A 27,000-nucleotide genomic window follows, 5' to 3' on the forward strand; every position below is an offset into this window, starting at 1 on the left:
GTTACCGATCGGAAAGGGCTTGTTCTGGTCGCATTCGATCCGATTCGATCGGTTCCGATCGAGGCGGTGTGGGGTAGGCGTGAGCCGGACAACGTCCGACGTGCGAGGGCGGCCCCTTACCACCTGCGGCTCCGTCGGGGGCGCACATTGCCACAAAGGGGCGTGCGCCCTCGTTCGTGCCGACTACATTCAACAAGTCACCGGCCATACGCCGGCCCCGGGCACCGACCGGCCCGGGGCGCCGGGAGAACAGGGGGTGAGGGGCCGCATGCCGCAACGGGACGCACCGCCCCGCTGGGACCGCAGGATGCAGCAGCGGCTCGCGCGCGGGGAGGCGGCCGCCCTCGGGGAGCTCTACGACCGGTTCGCCTCCCTCGTCCACGGCCTCGCCCACCGCGTCGTCGGCGAGGAGCACGCGGCCGACGCCATCACCCGCGACGTCTTCGCCCACCTCTGGCAGCACCCGGACGCCTACGACCCCGGTGAGGGCCCCCTGCGCAGCTGGCTCGCCGCGCTGACCAACCGGCTGGCCGTGCAGCGGCTGCGCACCACCGAGACCGCGGCCCTCGCCCGCGGCGGCCACGGCACCACCGAGGACCTGGAGCGCAAGCTGCGGCACGCCTCGGTGGCCGCCCGCGCCGACTACATCGTCCAGTCCATGCCGGCGCCGCTGCGGGCCGCCCTGGAACTGGCGTACTTCCAGCGCCGCGACTACCACCAGACCGCCACCGACCTGGGCGTCACCGACGACGAGGCCCGCCGCCGGCTCCGCCTGGGCCTCCAGCTGCTCGCCACCGCCCACGACGCCGAGACCCCCGGCGCCCCGCCCGGGATCGGGGGTGCCGCGTGAGCCGGCGGCCCGCCACGGTCCCGCCCGGCACGGACGGGCCGGACGGTATGCCCCTCGTCCCGGAGCACGGCGTGCTGAAGTCCCTGCTGGGCGCCTGGGCCCTGGCCGCCTGCGCGCCGGCCGAGGCGGAGGCCGTCGAGGAGCACCTCGGGGACTGCGGGCCCTGCGCGGACGAGGCGCTGCGGCTGCGGGAGGCGGTCGGCCTCCTGCACCGGCCCGAGAGCCTCGACCTGGACCCGGGGCTGCGCACCCGCGTGCTGGAGTCCTGCCTGGAACGGCGCCCGCCGCGGGTCCCCGTACCGGAGTGGGCCGCCGCCTACGACGCCGAGACGGCGCGGCTGGACGCCCTGCTCCAGGACTTCGGTGTCTCCGAGTGGCACGCGCCGGTACGGCTGCGCTGGTACGAGGCCGACGAGGCGAGCAGCCGCCGCACCACCGTCGCCGGGGTGATCGCGCACCTGCTGACGGTCGACGGGCTGGTCGCGGTCGCCCTCGGCCTGGACGACCCGCTCGGCACCGTCGCGGCCGCCCGGCCCACCCCCGCGGAGCGCACCGAGGCGTACTGGCGGGCCGCCCGCTTCCCGCCGACCCGCTCCGTGCGCGGACCCTGGCGCGAGCAGAGCCACGCCCTCGTGCGGACCGTGTCCTTCACCGGCGGCGGCACCGGGCGGACGACGGTCCCCTACGGCGACTTCGAACTGCCGCTGTCCGACGCGATGCTGGACCGCGCCTTCGAGTGCTGGGTGCACGCCGAGGACATCGCCGAGGCGGTCGACTACCCCTACGAACCACCCTCGGGACGGCATCTGCACCGCCTGGTCGACCTGGCCGCGCGGATGCTCCCGGCCGTCCTGGAGCACCGCAGGCTGCACGGGCTGGCCTCGCCCGTCGAGCGCCGGCTGGTCGCCGCCGGGGAGCCGGGGCGCAGCCTGCGGCTGGAGATCGAGGGGTCGGGCGGCGGGGAGTGGCTGATCCCGCTGGACTCCCCCGCGGCGAAGGGCTCCGCCGAGCACGAGGTGGCGCATGTCGCGCTGGACGGCGCGGAGTTCTGCCGCCTGGCCGCCGGCCACCTCCCCCCGCGGGAGGCTGCCGCCGGGCAGGAGGGGGACCGCACGGCGATCCGCGACGTCCTCTTCGCCGCGGCGAGCATGAGCAGGATGTAGCGCGGGCTCGGGCTCGGGCGGCCGGAGGGGCTGACCGAACAACTAGGCGAAGACCACGGTCCTGCGGCCGTTCAGCAGGATCCTCCGCTCCGCGTGCCACTTCACCGCCCGCGCCAGCGCCTGGCACTCCACGTCACGGCCGATCGCGACGAGCCCCTCGGGGGTGACGTCGTGCCCCACCCGCTCGACCTCCTGCTCGATGATCGGCCCCTCGTCGAGGTCGGCGGTGACGTAGTGCGCGGTGGCGCCGATCAGCTTCACGCCCCGCAGGTGCGCCTGGTGGTACGGCTTCGCGCCCTTGAAGCTCGGCAGGAAGGAGTGGTGGATGTTGATGATCCGCCCGGAGAGCTGCTTGCACAGGTCGTCGGAGAGGACCTGCATGTAGCGGGCGAGGACGACGAGTTCGACCTCCTCCTCGCGCACGATCTCCAGCAGCCTGGCCTCCGCCTCCGGCTTGCCGTCCTTCGGCACGGGGATGTGGTGGAAGGGGATGCCGTACGAGGACACCAGCTCGGCGAAGTCGGTGTGGTTGGACACCACGCCGGCGATCTCCACCGGCAGCGCGCCCGTCCGCGCGCGGAACAGCAGGTCGTTCAGGCAGTGCCCGAACCTGCTGACCATGAGCAGGATGCGCATCTTCTCGTCGGCCCGGTTGATCTGCCAGTCCATGCGGAAGGAGTCTCCGATCGCCGCGAAGCTCGCCCGCAGCTTCTCCACGGTCACCGGGGCCTCCGCGGAGAAGTGGACCCGCATGAAGAACAGTCCCGTGTCGTGGTCGCCGAACTGCTGGCTGTCCTCGATGTTGCAGCCGGTCATGAACAGGTAGCTGGACACCGCGTGCACGATGCCCTGCTTGTCGGGACAGAACAGGGTGAGGACGTACTGGTCGGCCGGGGCCGCGGCTCGGGTGGACTGCTCGCTCATGCAGAAAAGGGTCCCACACGAGGCGTCACGGCCGGGGGGTCGTTCCGCTACGCGGACCGCGTCACGATCCGCAGCACGTCGAGGCTGCTCGGCGGGGTGTCCGGGTCCTCGCCGTCGCTGGTCGCCATCCGGACGTGCGCGTCCCGCGCGGCACGCACCGCCTCCGGCCACCCCTCGTGCTCGAGGTAGGCGGTCACCGGCGCGTCCGGCCCGACCTGGTGCATGATCCGCAGCACGCGCAGCACCGCGGTGTCGACGAGCGCCGCCTCCTGGGAGTCGCGGAAGATCGTGCCGACGTACTTCTCCGCCGACCAGTTGTCCAGCCAGGTGTCCTCGACCAGCCGGTACACGGCGTCGGTGACGTCCCCGTAGCCGGGCACGCCGGCCAGCCAGACGTCCCGCTGGAAGCCGGGGTCGGAGAGCATGTGCAGCGCGGAGCGCACATTGCTGCGCCAGCGCCACCACGGCATGTCGTTGAGTGGCATGCCGCCCATGGTGGAGGAGCGACGGCCGCGACGGGAAGAGTTCTCCGAACCTTGCACGGTCGTCGATCGTACGTTTCCGCCCGCCGCGGGTCGCACGGGACCCCGCAATTCACCCCGCCGTCACCGTCCGTTGACCGAGGGTCACTCCGGGGTTGGCCGTGTGGGGGAATCGTGCGGGGACATGACCGGCAGGCGACAGAACCGCAGCACCTTCCTCCCCCGCCTCCTCACCCGGCGCGTCAGAGCCGCCGCCCTGACCACGGGCGCGCTGGCGGCGTGTGCGCCGATCGCCGCCGGGTGCGGTGTCGTCCCCGGTGCCACGGGGGGCTCCGGGGACGACACCATCACGGTGATGACCTGGGCGCCGCAGGACACCGACGCCACCAACAAGCCCGGGATGCCCGCCTTCGCGGAGGCCTGGGCCCGCTGGATCAACTCCGAGGGCGGCCTCGACGGCCGCCGGGTCGAGGTGCTGACCTGCAACGAGCGCAACGACTCGGTGAGCGCCGCACGGTGCGCCCGGCGTGCCGTGGAGGAGGAGGTCGTCGCGGTCGTCGGCTCCTACAGCCAGTACGCCGAGGGCTTCCTGCCCACCCTGGAGGCCGCCGGCATCCCTTACATCGGCGGCTACGGCATCACCACCGCCGAGTTCACCAGTCCCCTGTCCTACCCGGTCAACGGCGGCCAGCCGGCGCTGCTGGCGGGCCTCGGCCGCACCCTCGCCGACACCTGCGGCCCGGTCACCCTGATCCGGCCCGACACCCTCGCGGGCGACCAGCTGCCCCCGCTGCTCGACTCGGGCCTGAAGGCGGGCGGGCACGCGCTCGCCGGCGACCAGCGGGCCGTGGAGGCGGACACCTCGTACGAGAGCCAGACCAGGCGGGCCCTGGAGCGCGCGACCACCGATCCCGCCCGACCCGGCTGTGTGGTGCCCGCGCTCGGTGACCGCACGGGCACCTTCATGGACTCCTTCCGGCGGGCCCGCGCGGACTACCCCGAGGTGCGCACCGCGACCGTGCTGGGCAGCGTCGACCAGTCCGCCGTGGACGCGTCCGGCGGGCCGTCGAGTCCCTACGAGGGGTCGTACGTGACCGGCTGGTACCCGGCGGCGGGCGACCCGCGCTGGGACGCCATGAAGCAGGTGATCGAGAAGGAGGCGTTCGGTGACAACCGGGTCGACGCGGCGGACGCCGGGGTGCAGACCACCTGGATCGCCTACACCGTGTTCCGGCAGGTCGTGGAGTCGCTCGGGGACGGCGAGGTGAACTCCGACACGGTGAGCGGCGCGCTGGACGGCGGGCTGAAGGTCACCACCGGCGACCTCACCCCCACCCTGGAGTGGAAGTTCCAGGACGAGCTGGCCGCCGTCGGCTATCCCCGCCTGGTCAACGCGAACGTGACCCTCCAGGTGGTCGAGAAGGGCCGGCTGGTGGCCGCCCGCAAGGGCTTCACGGACGTGACGGACACCCTGCGGGGCGCGGATCTGTAGCGGGTCCGCCGGCCACCGGTGAACGGCGGCCGGCCGGTCCCGGGCGGGCCGGGCTCAGAGCTGGGTGGGCTGGCGCTGGGTCAGCCCGTACTGCTGGGCGATCTTGTTCCACAGCGTGGCCGCCCTGCCCTTCTCGGCGGTCGCGGTACCGCTGTCCCGGTTCCCGGCCTGGGTCTCCCTGGTCGTGCGGGCCTGGCCCTTCCGGCAGCCCTTCTTGCCGGCCGCCTGGTCGGCCCACGCCGCGTAGTGGTTGTCGGCGGAGGCCGACGCCTGCCACGCCTTGGTGAGCGCGGCGCTCAGGGCCTCGTGGTCGGGCAGCTTGTCCACCGACAGCGCGGAGAGGTCGGTGACCAGCTTGCTGCGCTCCCCGGCCGCCTGCCGGAGGTCCTTGGCCGCCTGCTCCAGGTTGCGGCAGGACTTCACGTCCGCGACCGCGTTGATCACGGCGGTCCGGCTGTCGCCGCTGTGCGCCAGCAGCTTGTCCAGCTCGACGGCCTGCTCGCGGACGGGGTCCACGGTGGGCGAGGGCGACGCCTCGGCCTCCTGGCTCGCGGGCGCGGTGGCGGACACCGTCTCCTTGGCGCCGCCGTCTTCGTCGCCCCCGCTGCCGAGCAGGGCGCCCGCGCCGATGCCGAGGACGGCGATGCCGACGCCGACCGCCGCGATGACCGGCACGCGGGTGCCGCTGCGGCCCCCGCCGCGTCCGCCGCCCCCGCCGCGTCCGGCGCCTCCACCGCGTCCGCCGGAGCGGCCGGACGGGTGCGGGGTGTGCGCGGCCGGGGCGGGGCCGCCGTACTCGACGCGCGGGAGCTGCTGGGTGGAGCCGGCCGGGCCGCCGTCGTCGCTGCGGAACAGGTTGTCGAACTCGGCGGGCGGCTGCCGGCCGGCGTCACCGGGCGGCGGACCGGCCGGTGCGCCGTAGGACGCGCCGGGCGGCTGGTCGGTGACGGGGGCGATGAACTGGGTGGCCTCGGCGTCGGGATGGCCGGCGGACGGCAGCGGACCGGCGCCGGGCGCGTGCTGCTGCGGGCGACCCAGGTACCGGGTGTCCTCGGAGTGGTGCGCGGCGGGCATCTCGGGCGGCAGCGCGCCCGGGCCCACCGGGGGTATGTACTGCGTCGCGCCCTCGTCGGCGCCGGCGGCGGGCACCGGCGGCAGGAACTGGGTGGCCCCTTCCGACCCGTCGGGTGCGGCGGGCGGCAGGGGCGCGCCGCCGGCCCGGGGGGCGCCGTAGCCCTGGTGGGGGGCCTGGTGCGCGGGGGTTCCGTAGGCCGAGCCGTACGGGTCGGAGGCGCCGGCGTCCGGGCCCTGGTGGCCGCCGTACCCGGCGCCCGGCTGTGCGTGGGGTGCGGGCGCGGCGCCGTACGCCTGGGAGGCGCCGTGAGCGCCGTGAGCGCCGTGAGCGCCGGGGTGAGCATCGTGCGGAGCGCCGTAGGGGTCGCCGCCGCCGTGGGGGGCGCCGTAGGGGTCGCCGCCGCCGTGCGGCGCGCCCGGGTGGCCGCCGTACCCGGCGTCCGGCTGCGGCAGGGGCGCGGCACCGGGGTGCCCGCCGTAGCCGGCGTCGGCGCCGTGGGACGCGGGACGGGCACCCTCGGGCGGCAGCGGGCCGGGGCCCTGGCCGCCCGGGGACGCGGCCGGGGCGTTCCAGGAGGACTGTTCCGGAGTGCCGCCCCACGAACCGTCGGGCGGGGCCTGCCAGTTCTGGCCGGACGACGGGCCGGGCTCCTGCGGGCCGGGACCCCACGGTGTGCCCCAGGTCTGGCCGCCGGGCGGGGCCGAGGCGGGGAACCCGCCCGCGGGGGGCCGGCCGTCGGCACCGGAGCCGCCCGGGGCGACCGGTCCGGCCGCCGCGCCCGGCAGCAGGGGCTCACCACCGTCGGAGGGCAGCACGATGCCTTCGCGCGCGGGGCGCGCCGAGGGCTCCTCGCCCTGTCCACTCTGCGTCACCGGGACTCCTACCAATGGGGGACCTTGTGAATCGTCGGCTCACGCTACCGGGTCCCCGGAGCACGGTGCCACGCAGCACAGAACCTGACCTCCTGCCCTGTGAGCGCGGTAACAAAACCACGTCACCGCTCGCTGATCATGTCCCCTCTCCCCCGTCTCCCTGTCGCCCAACTGCCCTCAGGCGGCCGTCTGGAGCTCCATGCGCGCCCCGAACTCCCGTACCACCGGCTCCTCCCGGAAGGGTTCGAGGCGCTGCTGGAGGTCCTCCAGGTACTCGGCGCCCCGGTTGGAGCGGAGCCCGCCCAGCAGTTCCGCCGCCTTCAGGCCGGTGCTGCAGGCCTGTTCGATCTCGCGCTGCTGCACCTGCGCGGTGGCCAGCAGCACGTAGCCGATCGCCCGCCGCCGGGCCCGCGAGGCGGGATGCCCGTCCAGGGACTGGCGGGCGTACCGCGCCGCCGCCTCGGCGTTCCCGAGGTCCCGGTGGCAGTGCGCCAACTCGTCGGCCAGATAGGCCTCGTCGAAGTGCGTGATCCACACCGGGTCGTCGCCGGAGTCCGCGGCGGCGGACTCCATCGCGCTCAGGGCGCGCCCCGCCGCCGCGTGCGCGGCGTGCGTGTCGCCCATCAGCGCGTGCCCGCGTGCCTCCGCCGCGAGGAACATCGCGTCCGCGCGGGGGGTCACCCGCCCCCGCGCGCCCTCCTGCGCCGCCCGTGCCAACTGGGCGATCTCGCGCGGGTTCCCGAGCTGCGCGGCCAGGTGGCTCATGGAGGCGGCGAGCACGTAGCCGCCGTAGCCGCGGTCCCCGGCCGCCTGCGCCAGCCGCAGCGCCTGGATGTAGTAGCGCTGGGCGAGCCCCGGCTGCCCGGTGTCCACGGCCATGTACCCGGCGAGTTCGGTCAGTCGTGCGACCGCGGCGAACAGGTCGCGGCCCACGGCCTCCCGGTACGACCCCGCCAGCAGTCCCGAGACGACGCTGTTGAGGTAGTGCACCACGACCGGGCGGACGTGCCCGCTGCCGTACTGGTGGTCCAGGTCGACCAGCGCCTGCGTCATGGACCGGACGGCCGCGACGTCGGACTGACCCACCCGCGGTCCCGCCGAGCGCGCCACCTGCCCGTCGGGTGCGGAGATCAGCCAGTCGCGGCTCGGCTCCACCAGCGCGGAGGCGGCGACGGAGGAGCCGGACAGGAAGTCCCGCCGCCCCACGTCGCTGCGCCACAGCTCGCAGACCTGCTCGATGGCGCCCAGTACCGTCGGCGAGAACTGGAGCCCGACCCCCGAGGCGAGGTTCTTGCCGTTGGCCATGCCGATCTCGTCGATCGTGACCGTACGGCCCAGTTTGCGGCCCAGGGCCTCGGCGATGACCGCCGGCGCCCGGCCCCTGGGCTGCTGCCCGCGCAGCCAGCGCGCCACCGACGTCTTGTCGTAGCGCAGGTCGAGGCCGTGCTCGGCGCCGCACATGTTGACCCTGCGGGCCAGTCCGGCGTTGGAGCACCCGGCTTCCTGGATGAGCGCCTGCAGCCGTTCGTTCGGCTGCCGCGCGACGAGAGGCCTTGCGGCCATGGCGTACCCCCTGAGGCTGCGGTGCCTGCCCACGCACCGGGTTGACGTTCTTCCGCGGCCGTACTTCTCACGTCCCGGCGAGACGAACCGGCCGTGAAGATCAATGCCCCGCCGCTGTGCCGACAATGCGAAGCATGTGAGGATTGCCGGGGTAACGGCGGTTGCCGGCCCCCCTCGTGGTTACCCATCCGCGAACGCGGTTCCCCCGCGCGCCCCCGCGGATGCACCCGTGCGCCCCGGACCGGGACCCGGTGCTCTCCCCCCGCGCATACGGGCGGGCGTAACCCCTGGTGACACCCGTAGTTGTGTTCATCGTGGAAGAGACCATCGCGGGCGCCGACGCCGTACAGATCCCGAAGCAGCGCGGGGAATCGCTGCTGGACGCCGCCGTCCGCTACACGGAGGAGCGGCACTGGGACGTGGTGCCGGGCACCTGGCTGGAGACCCGGAGCGGGGTGCAGGGCTGCTCGTGCGGTGACGCGGCGTGCCCCGCGCCCGGGGCGCATCCGGCCCGCGAGGACTGGGCGGTGCGGGCGACCGGCAGCGCGACCGTCGCCCGGCGGATGTGGCGGGAGCGGCCGGACGCCTCGGTCCTGTTGCCCACCGGGCTGACCTTCGACGCGGTGTCCGTGCCGGAGTCGGCCGGGTTCCTGGCGCTCGCGCGGATGGAGCGGCTGGGGCTGACGCCGGGGCCGGTCACGGTGACGCCGCACCGGCGGACGGAGTTCTTCGTGCTGCCGGGGGCCGCCGCGAAGGTGCCGAAGCTGCTGCGCGGCCTGGGCTGGTCGCTGTCGTCGATCGACCTGACGGTGCGCGGGGAGGGCGACTTCGTGGCCGCGCCGCCCACCCGGGTCGGGTCGCGGGGCGCCGTGCAGTGGGCCTGCCGGCCGTCCGCGGCCAACCGGTGGCTGCCGGACGTGGAGGAGATCGTCCCGCCACTGGCCTACGCGTGCGGACGGGACCGGTAGGCCACCTACCACCCTCCGACCGGGCCCGCGACCCCCTCCCGCCGCGCGCCGGCCGCCCTCCCGCCGGGCCCGCGCCGGGCCCGCGCCGCCCGGCGGCCGCGGATCCGGATCGTCCGGCCACCGCGGATCCGTAGTGGCCGGCGACCGCCGTTCCGCAGGGTCGGCGACCGCGACTCCGTGCCGTCCGGCGACCGCGGTTCCATGGACCCCCTCGGGCGTCCCCCGCCCGGGAGGGGCACGGGCGCCGTGCTGCCCGTCGGCTTCCGGCTGCGGAGGGGGAGATCGTCCTGCGCCTCGCCGCGCGGGCGTTCAGTCGCCGAGGGAGTCGAGGAAGGGCTCGACGGCGGCCAGCCAGGCCTCCGGCTGGTCGTAGTGGACGAGGTGACCGGCGTCGGCCACCTCGGCGTACCGGCCGCGGGGCAGGACGCGCACCATCTCCTGCGCCTCCGCGCGGCCCAGTTCCCCGTCGAGGCCGCGGACCACCAGGGCGGGGCACCGCACCTGGGCCAGCTCCTCCCAGTGGGCGTCGAACACCCAGGTCTCGCGGGAGCGGAGCATCTGGTCCGGGTCGAAGACGGGGCGCCAGCCGTCGGGCGACTCGGCCATCACCTCGGCGTAGAACTCGCCGCGCGCCGGGTTGGGCCGCTCCACCCACGGGTCGTCCTCGCCGAACCACTTGCGTACGTCCGCGAGGGTGGCGAAGGGCACCGGCCAGGCCTTGAACCACTCGGCCCACTCGCGCTGCGAGGCGGCGCCCAGGGCGGAGGCCCGCATGTCGCAGATGATCAGGCCGCGGACCAGGTCCGGGCGTTTGGCGGCGAGCTGCCAGGCGGTCAGCGCGCCCATGGCGTGGCCGATGAGCACGGTGGGGCCGAGGCGGAGCTGCTCCAGGGCAGCCTCGGCGTCGTCGACGTAGGCGTCGCGGGTGAAGGAGGCCTGCGGGGGCTTGTCACTGCGGCCGTGGCCGCGCTGGTCGAGGGCGACCGCGCGGTAGCGCCCGGAGAGCCGGCGGGCGGTGGAGGCCCAGTGCGAGGCGCGGCCCATCAGGCCGTGCAGTAACAGCACGCCGGGCGTCTCCTGCGCGGTGTGCTCCGCCGGGTCCGGCCGGTTCTTGGGCGGGTCGCCGAACTCCCAGGCGGCGAGCCGTACGCCGTCCGTCCCGGTCACGTCGATGCGTCGCGCCATGGTCCTGGCACCCCCCAAGCTCGCTGCCTGCCCACTGCCTGTGTCCTGGCCCCGCCCGCGGCCACCCGCACCCGCAACCACACCCGCAGGCTATCGAATGAGTATTCGAAAATGCGCTCTTGCCCGGCAACACCCCTCGTTCGAGTGACCCCCGGCGGGGATTGATCGCCGCGGCCCAGGGGAGATGTCCAACGGGAGGCGGACCGCTCGGGGAAAACGGTCCGAGGGGAATGACCCTGAGAGCTCGGGGCTCCGGGTCAGCACAGGGGAGGACAGGCCCCGGCGCCGTGCGGCGCCGGGGCTCCTCACGTGGTCACGGCACATCGTCCCGCCCCTCCCCGGCCGGGATGACATCGCTGTCGGTCCGGCCAAGAGCCCCTCAGGTCATATGCCTCACGCCCCAGCCTCGCACGCGATCCCGGCGGGCGCTGCGATTCCACGCAACGGACCGCCGATTCGGCGCGTTCACACCGGGGCGCGGGGCGTCCGCCCGGTGAGCGGGACGCGCGACGCCGGCCGGCGTCGCACCGGCCACCCCGTCAGGGCTTGGCGACGAAGACGTGCGAGGCCACGTCCGTCTCCAGCTCGGCCGCCTCACCGCTGCTGCCGACCAGCACCCCGCCGCCGGCCGACTCCGTGACGCTCACCACCGAACCGGGCTGCACGCCCGCCCGGCGCAGCGTGTACATCAACTGCGCGTCCGTCTGGATCGGCTCGCCGATCCGCCGCACCACGACCGTCTTGCCCTCGGCCCCCGGGTCGAGCTCGGCCAGCGACACCATGCCCTCGTCGAGGAACGGATCGGCGCCGTCCTTCTCGCCCAGCTCCTCCAGGCCCGGGATCGGGTTGCCGTAGGGCGACTCGGTCGGGTGCCGCAGCAGCTCCAGCACACGGCGCTCGACGGCCTCGCTCATCACGTGCTCCCAGCGGCAGGCCTCCGCGTGCACCTGCTCCCACTCCAGGCCGATCACGTCGACCAGCAGACACTCGGCGAGGCGGTGCTTGCGCATCACCCGCGTGGCCAGCCGGCGGCCCTCCTCCGTCAGCTCCAGGTGCCGGTCCGGGGCGACGGAGACCAGACCGTCGCGCTCCATGCGCGCCACCGTCTGGCTGACCGTCGGCCCGCTCTGGTCGAGCCGCTCGGCGATCCGGGCGCGCATGGGGACCACACCTTCCTCCTCCAGCTCGAGGATGGTGCGGAGATACATCTCCGTAGTGTCGATCAGTCCGGACATTCATGCCCCTTGATGAGATCTGCGGATTGGCTCTGCCGGAGTGCTGGACCGCACACCGGCGCGTGCGCTGGCCCCGGACTCAATTCTGACGCATACGGCCGACAACCGGGCCGCGCCGCGGAAACGACGGGCCATGACCCGGGAATTCCGGCCTCACGGACGCCGTATTGACACGGCACTGGTCCAGACCGCACGGTGATCCGCAGCACTCGACCCGCGAAGGGATGCCGCATGAGCGACCGCACGCCGGCCGGTCAGTTCCTCGACGCCGCGATCGGTCTGCTGCGGCGGATCCGTGACGAGCGGGCCGAGTCCGTCGAGGCCGCGGGCACGCTGATCGCCGACACCGTCACGGACGGCGGCCGCCTCTTCGCCTTCGGCGCCGGGCACTCCTCGCTCGCCGCCCAGGACCTCGTCTACCGCGCGGGCGGACTCGCCCTGATGAACCTGCTCACCGTCCCCGGCGTCGTCGGGGTCGACGTGCGGCCCGCCACGCTGGGCTCCGCCCTGGAACGCGTCGACGGGCTCGCGAGCGTGGTGCTGGAGTCCTCGCCGCTCCGCGCGGGCGACACCCTGGTGATCATCTCCCTGTCCGGGCGCAACGCGCTGCCGGTGGAGATGGCCGTGAAGGCACGCGAGCTGGGCGTGCGGGTCGTCGGCGTGACGTCGGTGGCGTACGCGGCGCAGACGACGTCCCGGCACTCCTCGGGGACGTTCCTGAAGGACCACTGCGACCTCGTGCTCGACTCCGGCATCGCGGTCGGGGACGCGGAGCTGACCCACGAGGGGGTCCCGGCACCGTTCGCTCCCGCGTCCACGGTGGTCACGACGGCGCTGCTCCAGGCCGTCATGGCGACGGCGGCGGCCGTCCTCGCGGAGCGGGGCGTGGAACCGCCCCTGCTGCGCTCCGGCAACGTGGACGGCGGGCTCGAGTGGAACGCCCGGGTGTTCGAGGAGTACGCCGACCGGATCTTCTACCGCCACTGACGGCCGCCCCCGGCGCCGGCGGGGCGCTGTGGCGGCCGGGCGGCCGGGCGGCTGGGCGGCTGGGCGGCTGGGACGACCCCCGGTCAGTGCTCCGGGGGGACGAGGGACGCCAGGTCCAGTGCCACCGCGATGCGCACGGCCACGTCCTCCGCGTACATCGCGTCGGAGCGCTCGAACGCATGCCGCCCCGCCCCCCGCAGAAACGTCACAGCACCGAGCGTGCGCCCCCTGCTCCGCAACACCGTGCACAGCGCGTACACCGCGTCCTCCGGCCACTGCCGCCCCAGCGCCCACACCCGCGCGTCCTCCGCGCTCAGGGCGCCCGCCCCGGCCCGCACCGACCCGGCCCGCTCCACGCACTGCACCGCCGGATGCGACTCCCCGTACCGCACGGGCAGCCCCGCCCGCCCGTCCAGCCTGCTCGGCCCCGGCGCGCCCGAGGGCGTCGCCGCGATCCGCACCAGCCGCACGGTTCCGGCGCCCTCCGGGCACTCCGCCACCCGGTCGATCAGCGCATGGTCGGCGAACCCGGCCAGCGCGAAGTCGAGATGCACCGTCGCCGCCTCCGCCGGGTCCTCGCACTCCGCCGCCGCCCGCGCCGCACGGTGCAACTGCTGCGCCCGGAACCGCAGCAGCGACGCCTCCTGCTCACCCTGCCGGGCCTCGGTCACGTCCTGGAACAACCAGCCGACCCCCAGCGGCACCGGCTCCTCCGCGAGCGGCGACGCCAGCCGCACGAACCCGCTGCGCCAGCACCGCCGCCGCTCACCCTCCGGGGTGCGCACACTCACCCACAGCTCGGCCGGCGCGGGCGGCGCGCCCTCGGCCAGAACATGCGCGAGCGCGCTCTCCAGCTCCTCCGCTCCCTGCGCCAGCAACTCCCCCAGCGGCCGCCCCAGGACGGCCGTACGCCCCGTGCCCAGGGCCCGCGCGGCGTGCGTGTTCACCACCGCGGGCCGCAGGTCGGCGTCGACCAGGACCACCCCCCAGCTGGCGTCGTCGAGCAGCGCCTCGCTCAGCGCGATCGACCGCTCCAGGTCGATCTGCGCGTGCACCTCGCTGAACGCGCAGTACACCCCCGCCGGCTTCCCGTCGGGCCCGGGCACCGCCGCGGACTGCGTCCGCACCAGCACCCGGCCGCCGTCCTTCGTCAGCAGCGCGAACTCGTTCACCTGCCGGCCCGGCGCGTCCATGGCCGACAGCAGCCGCGCCTCGACCTCCTCGGCGTCCGCGCTGCGCACCGCCCACCCGGCGAAACCGGCCCGGCCCACCGCCTCCCGCGCGCTCCAGCCGAGGATCCGCTCCGCCTCACGGTTCCAGTGCGTGACCGTCCCGTGCGCGTCGAAGGCACACAGCGCGGCGTCCATGCCGTCGAGCAGCGCGGCGAGGAGGTCGGAGCCGTCCGACCCCTCCCGCCCGGGCCCGGACTCGTCCGGCCCCAGCTCGTCGGTGGTCCCACTACGCCGGGAAGCACTCACCTGGACCCCCTGCAGGCTGCGTCCGCACGTACGGCACGACGGTTCGCTCGTTCACCATCATTCAACTTGAACGTGACTCAGCGCACATCGGGTTCCCGCAAGATTGTGAAAACCGTTGTACGCCGCTGTACGCCGCTCCTCACCTGCCGGGGCTCCGCGGGCGGAGGAGGCGACGGAAACGAGAGCCGGGAAAAAAGTGGTTGATGACCCGGCGATCGGTTCCTAGTGTGGGAACCACTTCAGAAGGGAGGTGGTTCGGCAGATGTATGCAGACCGGACGGAAGAGGTGGCTGCGGGCTAGTGGCCCGTCGCCGTACTCGGTTCGGTGCCGGACCAGCGTGTGTGTGATGCGCGCAGCCGGCCCAATCCATCGCAGTCACCCGACCCGCGAGTCGCCGGTATCGTCCGGCCGGCTCCTCCCCAGGGAGGAACCCGACTCGCGGGTCGTCTGCGTTCCCGGGAGCTTCCGGTTCAGCGGGCGATGTCCCCGTAGCCCTCGATCTCGCGCGGGTCGCGGGTGCCCGGGCCGACGTAGCGGGCGGACGGGCGGACCAGGCGGCCGGTGCGCTTCTGCTCCAGGATGTGCGCCGACCAGCCCGCCGTACGGGCGCAGGTGAACATGGACGTGAACATGTGCGCCGGGACCTCGGCGAAGTCCAGCACGATGGCCGCCCAGAACTCGACGTTGGTGGCGAGCACCCGGTCGGGCCGGCGGGCGTGCAGCTCGGCCAGGGCGGCCTTCTCCAGGGCCTCGGCGACCTCGAAGCGCGGCGCTCCCAGCTCGCGGGCGGTGCGGCGCAGGACGCGGGCGCGGGGGTCCTCCGCGCGGTAGACGCGGTGGCCGAAGCCCATGAGGCGTTCGCCCTTGTCGAGGGCCTGCTTGACGTAGGCCTCGGCGTCCCCGGTGCGCTCGATCTCCTCGATCATGCCGAGCACGCGTGAGGGGGCGCCGCCGTGCAGCGGGCCGGACATGGCGCCCACGGCTCCGGAGAGGGCCGCGGCGACGTCCGCGCCGGTGGAGGCGATGACGCGGGCGGTGAACGTGGAGGCGTTCATGCCGTGCTCGGCGGCCGACGTCCAGTAGGCGTCGACGGCGGCGACGTGCTTGGGGTCGGGCTCGCCGCGCCAGCGGATCATGAAGCGTTCGACGATGGAGTCGGCCTTGTCGATCTCGCTCTGGGGGACCATGGGCAGGCCCTGGCCGCGGGCGGACTGGGCGACGTAGGACAGCGCCATCACCGCGGCGCGCGCGAGGTCGTCGCGGGCCTGCTCGGCATCGATGTCGAGGAGGGGTTTGAGGCCCCAGACGGGGGCGAGCATCGCGAGCGCGGACTGCACGTCGACGCGGATGTCGCCGGAGTGGACGGGGATGGGGAACGGCTCGGCGGGCGGCAGCCCGGGGTTGAACGCGCCGTCGACGAGCAGTCCCCAGACGTTGCCGAAGGAGACGTGCCCGACCAGGTCCTCGATGTCGACGCCCCGGTACCGGAGGGCGCCGCCCTCCTTGTCCGGTTCGGCGATCTCCGTTTCGAACGCGACGACTCCTTCGAGCCCGGGTACGAAGTCGGACATCTGGCGGCTCCTTGGTGAGGTGGGTGACAGATGGTGTTGTGGGTGGAACGACCATGTGCCGGTCCGTCGGCGCGAAGCGGACGCGTCCGGTGGATCCGCGGTCACGCTGGGTGTACTCGCGGTCCGGGACGTCATCCCTGTGGTGCCCCGGCTGGTGGTCACCCAACCGGATCAGTGCCTGCACGATATCCCTGAGTGCCATCTTTGGGGAGTGTTCGCGGCACTCAGTGCCACCACGTGATGCAGGACACCGTCCCCGGCGGCGGTGTTCGTACGGCAGGATGACGGCGTGACCGACCGAGACGCCGTTGCCTTCGATCTCGCCGCGATGCGCAAGCAGTACCGGACCGAGGGGCTCTCCGAGACCGACCTGGCCGCCACGCCCGTCGAGCAGTTCGCGCGCTGGTTCAAACAGGCCGCGACGGACGGCGGCCTGTTCGAGCCGAACGCCGTGATCGTCTCGACGGCGGACGCGGAGGGCCGGCCCAGTTCCCGCACGGTGCTGCTGAAGCACTTCGACGACGACGGGTTCGTCTTCTACACGAACTACGGCTCCCGCAAGGGCCGTGACCTGGCGGAGAACCCGCACGTCTCGCTGCTGTTCCCGTGGCATCCGATGGCCCGGCAGGTCATCGTCACCGGTACCGCGCGCCGCACCGGCCGGGACGAGACGGCCGCCTACTTCCGTACCCGCCCGCACGGCTCCCAGCTGGGGGCGTGGGCGAGTGGCCAGTCGTCGGTGATCGCCGGCCGCGAGGAGCTGGACGCGTCCTACGCCGGTCTGGCGGCCCGCTACCCGGAGGGCGAGCAGGTGCCGGTGCCGCCCCACTGGGGTGGTTTCCGGGTGACCCCGCAGACGGTGGAGTTCTGGCAGGGCCGGGAGAACCGCCTGCACGACCGGCTGCGGTACGTCGCCGGGGCGGGTGGCGGCTGGCGGGTGGAGCGGCTCAGTCCGTGACCGCGGGTGCCCCGGACGGTGGCGCCGGTGCGTCCCGGTCCAGCGCCTCGTCGAGCAGTGCGGCCCACTGGGCCACCACCCGTTCGCGGCGGGCGGTGTCGTCGGTGAGGAGGTTGGCCAGGCCCAGACCGCGGGCCATGTCGAGGAGGCCCTGGACGGTCTCGCGGACGCCGGGGCGGGACTCGTCGGCGTCGAGGAGTTCGACGGCGATGCGGTGGGACTCGCGGCCGACCCGCAGTTCCAGTTCGGTGACGCGGGGGCGGAGCTGTTCCTCGTTGGAGGCGGCGACCCAGAGGTGGAGCGCGGCCCGGAAGACGGGTCCGGTGTAGAGGCCGACCAGTGCCCCGACGACCGCGCGGCGGTCGCTCGCGGCGGCGCCCTCGGGGAAGAGGGCGCGCAGTGCGCTGGAGCGTTCTTCCGCGACGTATTCGACGGCGGCGGTGAAGAGGTCCTCGCGGGTCGGGAAGTGGTGCTGGGCGGCTCCCCGGGAGACGCCGGCGCGTTCGGCGACGACGGTGACCGTGGAGCCTGCCCAGCCGTGCTCGGCGAGGCAGGCCACGGCGGCCTCCAGGAGCCGTTGCCGGGTGGCCCGGCTGCGGTCCTGCTTGGGGACTCGTTCCGCACGGTCGGCCGTGCTCACACCACCCATTCCGGATCCCGTCGTTCGAGGAAGGCCGTCATCCCCTCGCGCGCGTGGGCGGAGGCGAAGAGGCGTGCCGAGAGCGCGGTCAGGGTGTCCGCGTCCCGGTCGAAGGTCTCCAGCACCCTAGCCGTGAGCAGCCGTTTCGTCTCGGCCAGGGCTTCGGGGGCGGACCGGCGCAGTCCGTCGAGGATGGGGGCGAGGGCGTCGTCCACGTCCTCGGCGGCCGCGGTGAGCAGGCCGGCGCGGGTCGCCTCGGTGGTGTCGAGGCGTTCGCCGGTGAGGTAGTAGCGGGCCAGGGCGCGGGGGTCGGTGCGGGGCAGCAGGGGCAGGGAGATCACGGCGGGGGCGACTCCGATGCGGACCTCGGTGAAGGCGAAGGTGGCCGTGTGGGCGGCGACGGCGACGTCGCAGGCGGCGAGGAGGCCGAGGCCCCCGGCCCGGACGTGCCCGGTGACCCGGGCGACGACGGGTCGGGGCAGCTCGACGATCTGCCGCAGCAGTGCCACCAGCGCGTCGGGGGCGGGCGGGTCGCGCAGGTCGGCGCCGGCGCTGAAGGTGTTGCCGGTGTGGGTGAGGACGACGGCGCGGACGCCGGTGTCCTTCCCGGCGTCCGCGAGCGCCTCGGCCAGTTCGGCGACGAGGGCGGCGGAGAGGGCGTTGCGGCGTTCCGGGGCGTCGAGGGAGAGCGTTTCGACGCCCCGGGCGCGGGTGCGGCCGATCAGGGTCACGAGGGCTCCTCGGGCGCCGCGCGGAGTTCGCGGCGCAGGATCTTTCCGGAGGCGGCGCGCGGGACGCCGTCGATGAAGGTGACGCGCCGGACCCGCTTGTACGGGGCGACGCGCTCGGCGACGTGCAGCATGACGTCGCCGTCGGTGAGGTCCGGCGCGGTCGGCCGGCGGACCACGAAGGCGTGCGGGATCTCGTTGCCGTCCTCGTCGTGGGCGCCGACGACGGCCGCGTCGGCGATGCCGGGGTGGGTGAGGAGCAGGGCTTCGAGTTCGGCGGGGGCGACCTGGAATCCCTTGTACTTGATGAGTTCCTTGACCCGGTCGACGACGAAGAGCCAGTTGTCGCCGTCGACGTGTCCGACGTCCCCGGTGTGCAGCCAGCCGTCCTCGTCGATCATGGCGGCGGTGGCGTCGGGGCGGCCGAGGTAGCCCTTCATGACCTGGGGGCCGCGGATGAGGATCTCGCCGGACTCGCCGGGGCCGAGGTCCTTCCCGGGGTCGTCGAGGGAGACGATGCGCATCTCGGTGCCGGCGACGAGTTTGCCGACGGTGCCGGGGGGCGCCTCGTGCATGGCGTCCAGGGGGACGACGTGCGTGCCCGGGGAGAGTTCCGTCATGCCGTACGCCTGCCCGACGGGCGGCAGTCCGAGCCGTCGCGCGCAGGCGGCGGCGAGGTGCGCGTCCAGGGGTGCGGCGGCGCTGATGACGTGCCGGAGGGAGGACAGGTCGTACTCGGCGATCAGGGGGTGCTTGGCGAGGGCCAGCACGATGGGCGGTGCCACGTACAGGCCGGTGATGCGGTGGTTCTGGATGGCCGCGAGGAAGGTCTCCAGGTCGAAGCGCGGGAGGACGACGACGGTGGCGCCCTGCCGCAGGGGCGCGTTCATCAGGGCGGTCAGTCCGTAGATGTGGAAGAAGGGCAGGACGGCGAGGATGCGGTCGCCGGGGCCCGCCGTGATGGCGGGCTGGAGCTGGGCGAGGTTGGTGGCGATCTGCCGGTGGGTGAGCATGACGCCCTTGGGGACGCCGGTGGTGCCGGAGGAGTACGGCAGTGCGGCGACGTCCTCGGCCGGGTCGATCCCGACGACCGGTTCGGGTGCCGTGCAGGCCAGCATGTCGATCAGGGAACGGTGTCCCGGCGCGCTGTCGCAGACGAGGATCTCCTGGACGCCGCCCGCGAGTTCGGCGGCTCTGCGCGCGGTCTGCAGCAGCGGGGAGACGGTGACGATCCAGCGGGCCGCGCAGTCCTCGAGCTGCTTGGCGAACTCCTCGGGGGTGGCCAGGGGGTGGACGGTGGTGACGGAGGCGCCGGCGCGGGTGGCCGCGTAGAACGCGGTCGGGAAGGCGATGGTGTTGGGGCTGTGCAGGGCGAGCACGTCGCCCTTGCGCACGCCCGCTTCGGCCAGCCCGGCGGCGACCCGGCGGTGGAAGCGGTCGAGCTGTTCGTAGGTGAGGGTGGTGCCGTCGGTGCCGTCGATCAGTGCCGGGGTGCTCCCGAACTCGGCGGCCCGGGCGAGGACCGCGTCGTGGATGGGGAGGTCGACCGGGGTGACGTCTGCGTACTCGCTTCGGAACATGGTTCCTCCAGGACGGCCGGGCGACGATGGGAAGGGTCGGACAGGCCCCTAGTACGACTTGGGCAGGCCCAGGGTCTGGTGGGAGACGTAGTTGAGGATCATCTCCCGGCTCACCGGCGCGATACGGGACACGCGCGCGGCCGTGATCAGCTGGGCGAGCCCGTACTCGCGGGTGAGGCCGTTCCCGCCGAGGGTGTGCACGGCCTGGTCGACGGCCTTCACGCAGGCTTCCCCGGCGGCGTACTTGGCCATGTTGGCGGCCTCGCCGGCGCCGATGTCGTCTCCGGCGTCGCACAGGTGGGCGGCCTTCTGCATCATCAGGCGGGCCATTTCCAGTTCGATGTGCGCCTGGGCGAGGGGGTGGGCGATGGCCTGGTGGGCGCCGATGGGGACCTTCCAGACGATGCGTTCGCGGGCGTACTCGACCGCGCGGGCGAGGGCGTGGCGGCCCATGCCGATCGCGAACGCGGCGGTCATGATCCGCTCGGGGTTGAGGCCGGCGAAGAGCTGCAGCAGCCCGGCGTCCTCTCCCCCACTGCCGAAAGCGTGGGAGGGGCCCCCACCCACGAGCGCGTCGGCGGGCAGGCGTACGTCGTCGAGGACCAGCTCGAACTGCTTCTCCACGGAGGTGAGTTCCATGTCGATGGGCCGCCGCTGGAAGCCCTCGGCGTCGCGCGGGACGATGAACAGGCAGGGCTTGAGCTTCCCGGTGCGGGCGTCCTCGGTACGTCCCACGATGAGGGTGGCGTCGGCGATGTCGACCCCGGAGACGAACACCTTGCGGCCGGTGAGGAGCCAGTCGCCGCCGTCCCGGCGGGCCGTCGTGGTGATGCGGTGGCTGTTGGAACCGGCGTCGGGTTCGGTGATCCCGAAGGCCATCAGCCGGCTGCCGTCGGCCAGGGCGGGCAGCCACTCCCGCTTCTGCGCCTCGGTGCCGAAGCGGGAGATGACGGTGCCGCAGATGGCCGGGGAGACGATCATCATCAGCAGGGGGTTGCCGGCGGCGCCCATCTCCTCCAGGACGAGGGAGAGTTCGGTGATGCCGCCGCCGCCCCCGCCGTACGCCTCCGGCAGGTTGACGCCGATGTAGCCGAGCTTGGCGGCTTCCTGCCAGAAGTGGCGGTTGTCGGCGCCGGTGGTGGTGCGGGGATGGTTCCTCGCGAACGAGGCGACCGCTTCGCGGAGTGCCTTGTGCTCTTCTGATTCGATCAACGGCATGGGGGCTCCTGAGGGGAAAGGGCTTCGCGTGATGCGGAGGGTGCGGGTTCGCTGTGGTGGCTCGCGCCCACGCGGCGGCAGCCGCCCACCGGGCACGGCCCCGCGCGCCTACGGTGTCGCTTCCACGACTGCCAAGAGGGTGCCGACCTCCACCTGCTCGCCCGCCGTCGCGCGCAGGACGCCCAGTACTCCGGTGACCGGGGCGGTGATCCTGTGCTGCATCTTCATGGCCTCCAGCCAGAGGAGGGGCTGTCCGGCTTCCACCGGCGTGCCCTCGGTCAGGCCCTCGGCGACGCGGACGACCGTGCCGGGCATGGGGGCCAGGAGGGAGCCGGGGGCGTGCTCGGTGGCGGGGTCGGGGAAGCGGGGCAGGGCGGTGAGGGCGGTGGCGCCCACGTACACGCGGTCGCCGTAGCGGCTGACCCGGTACCTGCGCCGCACGCCGTCCACGTCGAGGACGACCAGTGCGGCGTCGGCGTGGACGACCTGCACCCCGTCGGCGGTCAGGCCCTCGCGCGTGTGCCGGTAGCGGACCTCGTGTTCCTCGCCGCCCACGGCGTACCGCTTGGTCTGCGGTGGTGAGGCGAGGTTGCGCCAGCCGCCGAAGCGGGAGCGGCCGCGGGCGTCGGCGAGGGCTGCGGCGAGCGGGGCGTGGGGGTCGGTGGCGGGGGTGGTCAGCGCGGGCAGGTGGCGGTCGTAGAAGCCGGTGTCCATCCGGGCCGCGGCGAACTCCTCGCTGCGCAGGGAGCGGACGAGGAGGTCCCGGTTGGTGACGGGGCCGTGGATCTCCGCGCGGTCCAGGGCGGAGGCCAGTCGGCGGATCGCCTCGGCGCGGGTGGGCGCGTGGGCGACGACCTTGGCGAGCATGGGGTCGTAGTGGACGCCGATGTCGTCGCCGTCCGTGTAGCCGGTGTCCAGGCGCACGGCACCCGGGACGGCGAGGCGGTGCAGCCGGCCGGTCTGCGGCGCCCAGTCCCTGGCCGGGTCCTCGGCGTAGAGGCGGGCCTCCACGGCGTGTCCGCGCGCGGGCGGGGGTTCCGGGTCCAGGACGTGGCCCTCGGCGATCCTGATCTGCTCGGCGACGAGGTCGAGGCCGAACACGGCCTCGGTCACGGGGTGTTCGACCTGGAGGCGGGTGTTCATCTCCAGGAAGTGCGCCCGGCCGTCGGCGACGAGGAACTCCACGGTGCCGGCGCCGGCGTAGGAGACGGCGCGCGCGGCGCGTACGGCGAGGGCGTGCAGTTCCCCGGTGAGCCGCGCGGGGAGCCCGGGGGCCGGGGCCTCCTCGATCACCTTCTGGTGGCGGCGCTGGAGGGAGCAGTCGCGGGTGCCGAGCGCCCACACGGTGCCGTGGGTGTCGGCGAGGACCTGCACCTCGACGTGGCGTCCGCCCTCCACGTACGGCTCGGTGAACACCTCGCCGTCGCCGAAGGCGCTCGCGGCCTCCTCGCGGGCGGCGGCCAGTTCGGCGTCCAGGTCGGCGAGGCGCCGTACGACGCGCATGCCGCGCCCGCCGCCGCCCGCCGCCGCCTTCACCAGCACCGGCAGGTCGGCCTCGGCGACCTCGCGCAGGGGCTCGATGCCCATCAGTTCCTTGGCGCGCGTCTTGGACGCCATCGCCTCGATCGCCTCCGGGGGCGGTCCGATCCAGACCAGGCCCGCGTCCCGGACGGCCCGGGCGAAGCCGGCGTTCTCGGAGAGGAAGCCGTAGCCGGGGTGCACGGCGTCCGCAGCGGCCGCGAGGGCGGCCTTCACGATCAGGTCGCCGCGCAGGTAGGTGTCGGCGGGCGCGGCTCCCGGGAGGCGTACCGCCGTGTCCGCCTCGCGGACGTGCAGGGCGTTCGCGTCGGCGTCCGAGTGCACGGCGACCGTGCGGATGCCCAGGTCGCGGCAGGTGCGGGCGATGCGGCAGGCGATCTCGCCCCGGTTCGCCACCAGTACGGAAGTAATCATGACCCTCACATCCGGAAGACGCCGAAGCCACCCCGCGCGCCCTCGTAGGGGGCGGTGTGGATGGCCGACAGGCACAGGCCGAGGACGGTGCGGGTGTCGCGCGGGTCGATGACGCCGTCGTCGTACAGCCGCCCGGACAGGAACATCGGCAGCGACTCGGACTCGATCTGCCGCTCCACCATGGCGCGCAGCGCCGCGTCCGCTTCGTCGTCGTAGGGCCGCCCCTTCGCCGCCGCGGACTGCCGGGCGACGATGGACAGCACGCCGGCGAGCTGTTGCGGGCCCATGACGGCGGACTTGGCGCTGGGCCAGGCGAAGAGGAAGCGCGGGTCGTAGGCGCGGCCGCACATGCCGTAGTGGCCGGCGCCGTAGGAGGCGCCCATGAGGACGGACAGGTGGGGGACGCGGGAGTTGCTGACCGCGTTGATCATCATGGCGCCGTGTTTGATGATGCCGCCCTGCTCGTACTCCTTGCCGACCATGTAGCCGGTGGTGTTGTGCAGGAACAGCAGCGGGATGTCGCGCTGGTTGGCGAGCTGGATGAACTGGGCGGCCTTCTGGGACTCCTCGCTGAAGAGGACCCCGCGGGCGTTGGCGAGGATGCCGACGGGATAGCCGTGCAGGGTGGCCCAGCCGGTGGTGAGGCTGGTGCCGTAGAGGGGCTTGAACTCGTCGAAGTCGGAGGCGTCGACGATCCGGGCGACGACCTCGCGCGGGTCGAAGGGGGTCCTCAGGTCGCCGGGGACGATGCCGAGGAGTTCGTCCTCGTCGTACTTCGGGGGCACGGCCGGTCCCGGATCGGCGTGCGCCTTGCGGTGGTTGAGGCGGGCGACGACCCGGCGGGCCTGGCGGAGCGCGTCGCGTTCGTCGACGGCGAAGTGGTCGGCGAGGCCGGACACGCGGGCGTGCATCTCGGCGCCGCCGAGGGACTCGTCGTCACTCTCCTCCCCGGTCGCCATCTTCACCAGGGGCGGGCCGCCGAGGAACACCTTCGCCCGCTCCCTGACCATGATCGTGTGGTCGGACATGCCGGGGACGTACGCGCCGCCGGCGGTGGAGTTGCCGAAGACGACGGCGATCGTGGGGATGCCGGCCGCGGAGAGCCGGGTGAGGTCGCGGAAGACGGCGCCGCCCGGGATGAAGATCTCCTTCTGCGAGGGCAGGTCGGCGCCGCCGGACTCGACGAGGCTGATCACGGGCAGCCGGTTGGCGAGCGCGATGTCGTTGGCGCGCAGGGCCTTGCGCAGGCTCCACGGGTTGCTGGCGCCGCCGCGGACGGTCGGGTCGTTGGCGGTGATCAGGCACTCCACGCCCTCGACGACGCCGATGCCGGTGACGAGGGAGGCGCCGACGGTGTAGTCGCTGCCCCAGGCGGCCAGCGGGGACAGCTCCAGGAAGGGCGTGTCGGGGTCGAGGAGCAGTTCGACGCGTTCGCGGGCGAGGAGCTTGCCGCGCCCGCGGTGCCGTTCGACGTACTTCTCGCCGCCGCCCGCGAGGGCCTTGGCGTGCTCGGTGTCGAGTGCGGCGAGCTTGGCGAGCATGGCCTCACGGTGCTCCCGGTACTCCGGGTCGGCCGTGTTCAGGGCGGATGCGAGGACCGTCACAACAGGGCCTCCGGGATGTCGAGGTGCCGGGACCGCAGCCATTCGCCGAGGGCCTTGGCCTGCGGGTCGAAACGGGCCTGCGCGGCGACGCCCTCGCCGAGGATGCCCTCGACGAGGAAGTTCAGGGCGCGCAGGTGGGGCAGGACGTGCCGGGTGACGGGCAGGCCGGCGGCCTCGGGGAGCATCTCCCGCAGCCGCTCGACGGTCAGCTCGTGGGCGAGCCACCGCCAGGCGTCGTCGGAGCGGACCCAGACGCCGACGTTGGCGTTCCCGCCCTTGTCGCCGCTGCGGGCCCCGGCGAGGAGGCCGAGGGGCGCCCGTCGCGTGGGTCCCGGGGGCAGCGGCTCGGGGAGCGCGGGTTCCGGTACGCCGTCGGGTACGGCGGTGTCCGCGGGCTCCCGCACGGTGACGCGGCGCCCGTCGTGGAGGACGGCCACGTGCCGCACGTCGCCCCGGGGGACGTACCCGTCCTCGAACACCCCGTACGGGGAGCCCTTCCCCGGCGGTGCCAGCACATGGAACCCGGGGTAGCTGGCCAGGGCCAGCTCGACGGCGGCGCCGCTCAGCACCCGGCCCACCGCCTCCTGCCGGGGGTCGCGCACGACCAGCCGCAGCAGCGCGCTGGCGGTCTCCTCGGTGCCGGCGTCGGCCCGGTCGGTGCGCGCCAGCTCCCAGCGCACGTCGGCGGGCGGCGACGCGGCCAGCGCGTCGCCCATCTGCTCCCGCACCAGGTCGGCCTTGGCCTCGATGTCGAGCCCGGTGAGCACGAACACGACCTCGTTGCGGAAGCCGCCGAGCCGGTTGCGGCCGACCTTGAGCGTGGGCGGCGGGGCCTCCCCGCGCACCCCCTCGATCCGCACCCGGTCGGGTCCGTCCTGGGTCAGCCGCACGGTGTCCAGCCGGGCGGTGACGTCAGGACCGGCGTAGCGGGCGCCGGCGGTCTCGTAGAGCAGTTGCGCGGTGACCGTGCCGACGTCGACGAAGCCGCCGGTGCCGGGGTGCTTGGTGACGACGCTGCCGCCGTCGGCGTGGATCTCGGCGAGCGGGAATCCGGGCCGCCGCAGGTGCCGGGGGTCGCGCTCGCCGAAGAAGGCGTAGTTCCCGCCGGTGGCCTGGGTCCCGCACTCCAGTACGTGCCCGGCGACGACGGCCCCCGCGAGCCGGTCGTGGTCCGTGGGCGCCCAGCCGAAGTGGGCGGCGGCGGGCCCGGTGACCAGGGCCGCGTCGGTGACCCGCCCGGTGACGACCACGTCGGCCCCGGCGCGCAGGCACTCCGCGATCCCGAAGCCGCCGAGGTAGGCGTGGGCGGCGAGGCTGCCGGGGTGGCGTGCGGTGAGGTCGTCGCCCTCCACGTGGGCGACCCGGACGGGGATGCCGAGGCGGCCGGCGAGTGCCCGGACGGCGCCGGCGAGGCCGGCCGGGTTGAGGCCGCCCGCGTTGGTGACGATCCTGACGCCCCGCTCGTGGGCGAGGCCGAGGGTCTCCTCCAGTTGCCGCAGGAAGGTGCGGGCGTATCCGGCGGTGGGGTCCTTCAGCCGGTCGCGGGCGAGGATGAGCATGGTCAGCTCGGCGAGGTAGTCGCCGGTGAGGACGTCGACCTCGCCGCCGGTGAGCATCTCGCGCGGGGCGTCGAAGCGGTCGCCGTAGAAGCCGGAGAAGTTCCCGACGCGCAGGGTCACCGGGCGTCCTCCTCCTTCGGCCGCCGTCCGCCGCCGGGCGGCCCGGCGAAGGCCTGGGCGATGTCCAGCCAGCGGTCGGCGTCGGGCCCGTCGGCGGTGAGGGCGAGGTCCGCGCGGTGGGCGCGCTGGGTGACCAGGAGGCAGAAGTCGAGTGCGGGGCCGGTGACCCGCTGCGGCGCGTCGTCGGGGCCGTAGGCCCAGATCTCGCCGTCCGGCCCGGTCAGTTCGACGCGGAAGGGTTCGGCGGGCGGGGTGAGTCCGTGCGCGCCGTGGGCGAAGTCCCGGGTCCGCACCCCGAGCCACGCCACGTGCCGGAGCCGGCCGGTGGGGGGCCGCGTCACGCCGAGCGCGTCGGCGACATCCTGTCCGTGGGCCCAGGTCTCCATCAGGCGGGCGGTCGCCATGGAAGCGGCCGACATGGGCGGCCCGTACCAGGGGAACCGCGCCCCGGCCGGTGCCTCCCGCAGCGCCTTCTCCAGCGCCGCCCGTCCCTCCCGCCAGCGCGCGAGCAGGTCGGCGGGCGCGGCCCGGGCGTACTCCTCGGCTCCGTCGTCCACGAAGGTGTGCGGGGCGTTCAGGGCGCCCTCCACCAGCGTCCGGAAGCCGTCGGCGTCGGTGACGGCGAGCAGCGAGGAGCGGTCGGTCCAGGCGAGGTGGCCGATCTGGTGGGCGACGGTCCATCCGGCGGCGGGCGTCGGCAGCGCCCACCGCTCCGTCTCCAGCCCGGCCACCAGCCGGTCCAGTTCGTCGCTCTCGGCACACAGGTCGTCGATGACACGCGTCGGGTCGGCCAT

The 27,000-nt window shown here is 74.1% G+C and carries 22 protein-coding genes; 6 read left to right on the forward strand and 16 right to left on the reverse strand.

Translation table 11 applies throughout. The features are described from left to right. Positions 1-268 precede the first annotated feature (268 nt). Together IE118_RS16250 and IE118_RS16255 are read left to right on the forward strand one after the other, a co-directional pair. Positions 269-850 (forward strand): sigma-70 family RNA polymerase sigma factor, encoded by a 582-nt coding sequence (locus tag IE118_RS16250; protein ID WP_189558584.1) that lies wholly within the window; start codon positions 269-271, stop codon positions 848-850. Next, positions 847-2,013: a maleylpyruvate isomerase mycothiol-dependent enzyme family protein gene (locus IE118_RS16255; RefSeq protein ID WP_189558585.1), complete on the forward strand. Its 1,167-nt coding sequence runs from the start codon at positions 847-849 to the stop codon at positions 2,011-2,013. Before IE118_RS16250 ends, IE118_RS16255 begins: the two co-directional genes overlap by 4 nt. 42 nt (positions 2,014-2,055) lie before the next feature. Here the strand turns inward: IE118_RS16255 and purU are convergent, their stop codons facing one another. Further along, on the reverse strand, positions 2,056-2,937 hold the full coding sequence (purU, locus tag IE118_RS16260; RefSeq protein ID WP_189558586.1) for a formyltetrahydrofolate deformylase: 882 nt from the start codon (positions 2,935-2,937) through the stop codon (positions 2,056-2,058). Positions 2,938-2,984: 47 nt separating this feature from the next. Further along, the gene (locus IE118_RS16265; RefSeq protein WP_189558665.1) at positions 2,985-3,431 is read right to left on the reverse strand and encodes an SCO4402 family protein; all 447 of its coding nucleotides are present in this window, start codon (positions 3,429-3,431) and stop codon (positions 2,985-2,987) included. A 172-nt stretch (positions 3,432-3,603) separates the two neighbouring features. Between IE118_RS16265 and IE118_RS16270 the strand changes: the two genes are divergently transcribed. After that, positions 3,604-4,911 (forward strand): ABC transporter substrate-binding protein, encoded by a 1,308-nt coding sequence (locus tag IE118_RS16270; RefSeq protein WP_189558587.1) that lies wholly within the window; start codon positions 3,604-3,606, stop codon positions 4,909-4,911. Positions 4,912-4,965: 54 nt separating this feature from the next. Here IE118_RS16270 and IE118_RS16275 read toward each other — a convergent pair whose 3' ends face one another. After that, the gene (locus IE118_RS16275) at positions 4,966-6,858 is read right to left on the reverse strand and encodes a hypothetical protein (protein ID WP_189558588.1); all 1,893 of its coding nucleotides are present in this window, start codon (positions 6,856-6,858) and stop codon (positions 4,966-4,968) included. 177 nt (positions 6,859-7,035) lie between these two features. After that, positions 7,036-8,421 carry an NsdA family TPR-like regulatory protein gene (locus IE118_RS16280; protein WP_189558589.1) on the reverse strand — a complete coding sequence of 462 codons (1,386 nt, stop codon included), beginning with the start codon at positions 8,419-8,421 and terminating at the stop codon, positions 7,036-7,038. Between the two features lie 305 nt (positions 8,422-8,726). On the opposite strand from IE118_RS16280, the gene IE118_RS16285 reads away from it, so the two are divergent. Further along, a complete protein-coding gene (locus IE118_RS16285) occupies positions 8,727-9,389 on the forward strand; it encodes a bifunctional DNA primase/polymerase (protein ID WP_189558590.1) in 663 nt (220 codons plus the stop codon). A 309-nt stretch (positions 9,390-9,698) separates the two neighbouring features. On the opposite strand, the gene IE118_RS16290 is transcribed toward IE118_RS16285, so the two are convergent. Both IE118_RS16290 and IE118_RS16295 read right to left on the reverse strand, forming a co-directional pair. Continuing rightward, positions 9,699-10,574, reverse strand: a complete 876-nt coding sequence (locus IE118_RS16290; RefSeq protein WP_189558591.1) for an alpha/beta fold hydrolase — start codon at positions 10,572-10,574, stop codon at positions 9,699-9,701. Between the two features lie 539 nt (positions 10,575-11,113). Next, positions 11,114-11,809, reverse strand: coding sequence for an iron-dependent transcriptional repressor DtxR (locus IE118_RS16295; protein ID WP_189558592.1), 696 nt, complete (start codon positions 11,807-11,809; stop codon positions 11,114-11,116). A gap of 231 nt (positions 11,810-12,040) precedes the next feature. Between IE118_RS16295 and IE118_RS16300 the strand changes: the two genes are divergently transcribed. Continuing rightward, complete coding sequence (locus tag IE118_RS16300; protein WP_189558593.1) at positions 12,041-12,796, forward strand: SIS domain-containing protein; 756 nt, start codon at positions 12,041-12,043, stop codon at positions 12,794-12,796. Between the two features lie 83 nt (positions 12,797-12,879). Here IE118_RS16300 and IE118_RS16305 read toward each other — a convergent pair whose 3' ends face one another. Both IE118_RS16305 and IE118_RS16310 read right to left on the reverse strand, forming a co-directional pair. Next, positions 12,880-14,274, reverse strand: a complete 1,395-nt coding sequence (locus tag IE118_RS16305) for a PAS domain-containing protein (RefSeq protein WP_189558594.1) — start codon at positions 14,272-14,274, stop codon at positions 12,880-12,882. Between the two features lie 471 nt (positions 14,275-14,745). After that, positions 14,746-15,846 (reverse strand): citrate synthase 2, encoded by a 1,101-nt coding sequence (locus IE118_RS16310; RefSeq protein ID WP_189558595.1) that lies wholly within the window; start codon positions 15,844-15,846, stop codon positions 14,746-14,748. A 289-nt stretch (positions 15,847-16,135) separates the two neighbouring features. Here IE118_RS16310 and pdxH point away from each other — a divergent pair, with 289 nt between their 5' ends. Beyond that, the gene (gene pdxH / locus IE118_RS16315) at positions 16,136-16,804 is read left to right on the forward strand and encodes a pyridoxamine 5'-phosphate oxidase (RefSeq protein WP_189558596.1); all 669 of its coding nucleotides are present in this window, start codon (positions 16,136-16,138) and stop codon (positions 16,802-16,804) included. Here the strand turns inward: pdxH and IE118_RS16320 are convergent. The 8 genes from IE118_RS16320 to IE118_RS16355 form a co-directional block, all read right to left on the reverse strand. Then, positions 16,794-17,453 (reverse strand): TetR/AcrR family transcriptional regulator, encoded by a 660-nt coding sequence (locus IE118_RS16320; protein WP_189558597.1) that lies wholly within the window; start codon positions 17,451-17,453, stop codon positions 16,794-16,796. The two genes, pdxH and IE118_RS16320, sit on opposite strands and share 11 nt — an antisense overlap. Next, the gene (locus IE118_RS16325; RefSeq protein ID WP_189558598.1) at positions 17,441-18,175 is read right to left on the reverse strand and encodes an enoyl-CoA hydratase family protein; all 735 of its coding nucleotides are present in this window, start codon (positions 18,173-18,175) and stop codon (positions 17,441-17,443) included. Before IE118_RS16325 ends, IE118_RS16320 begins: the two co-directional genes overlap by 13 nt. Then, a complete protein-coding gene (locus IE118_RS16330) occupies positions 18,172-19,752 on the reverse strand; it encodes a 4-coumarate--CoA ligase family protein (protein ID WP_189558599.1) in 1,581 nt (526 codons plus the stop codon). The genes IE118_RS16325 and IE118_RS16330 overlap by 4 nt, the downstream gene beginning before the upstream one ends. A gap of 48 nt (positions 19,753-19,800) precedes the next feature. Further along, entirely contained in the window at positions 19,801-20,970 is a 1,170-nt protein-coding gene (locus IE118_RS16335; RefSeq protein ID WP_189558600.1) for an acyl-CoA dehydrogenase family protein, read from the reverse strand. A 108-nt stretch (positions 20,971-21,078) separates the two neighbouring features. Continuing rightward, on the reverse strand, positions 21,079-22,923 hold the full coding sequence (locus IE118_RS16340; RefSeq protein ID WP_189558601.1) for an acetyl/propionyl/methylcrotonyl-CoA carboxylase subunit alpha: 1,845 nt from the start codon (positions 22,921-22,923) through the stop codon (positions 21,079-21,081). Positions 22,924-22,928: 5 nt separating this feature from the next. Continuing rightward, positions 22,929-24,527, reverse strand: a complete 1,599-nt coding sequence (locus IE118_RS16345; protein WP_189558602.1) for an acyl-CoA carboxylase subunit beta — start codon at positions 24,525-24,527, stop codon at positions 22,929-22,931. After that, positions 24,524-26,206, reverse strand: coding sequence for an acyclic terpene utilization AtuA family protein (locus tag IE118_RS16350; protein WP_189558603.1), 1,683 nt, complete (start codon positions 26,204-26,206; stop codon positions 24,524-24,526). The genes IE118_RS16345 and IE118_RS16350 overlap by 4 nt, the downstream gene beginning before the upstream one ends. Beyond that, positions 26,203-27,000 (reverse strand): TIGR03084 family metal-binding protein, encoded by a 798-nt coding sequence (locus IE118_RS16355; protein ID WP_189558604.1) that lies wholly within the window; start codon positions 26,998-27,000, stop codon positions 26,203-26,205. Before IE118_RS16355 ends, IE118_RS16350 begins: the two co-directional genes overlap by 4 nt.

Source organism: Streptomyces pilosus, assembly GCF_014649835.1.
Lineage (GTDB): Bacteria > Actinomycetota > Actinomycetes > Streptomycetales > Streptomycetaceae > Streptomyces > Streptomyces pilosus.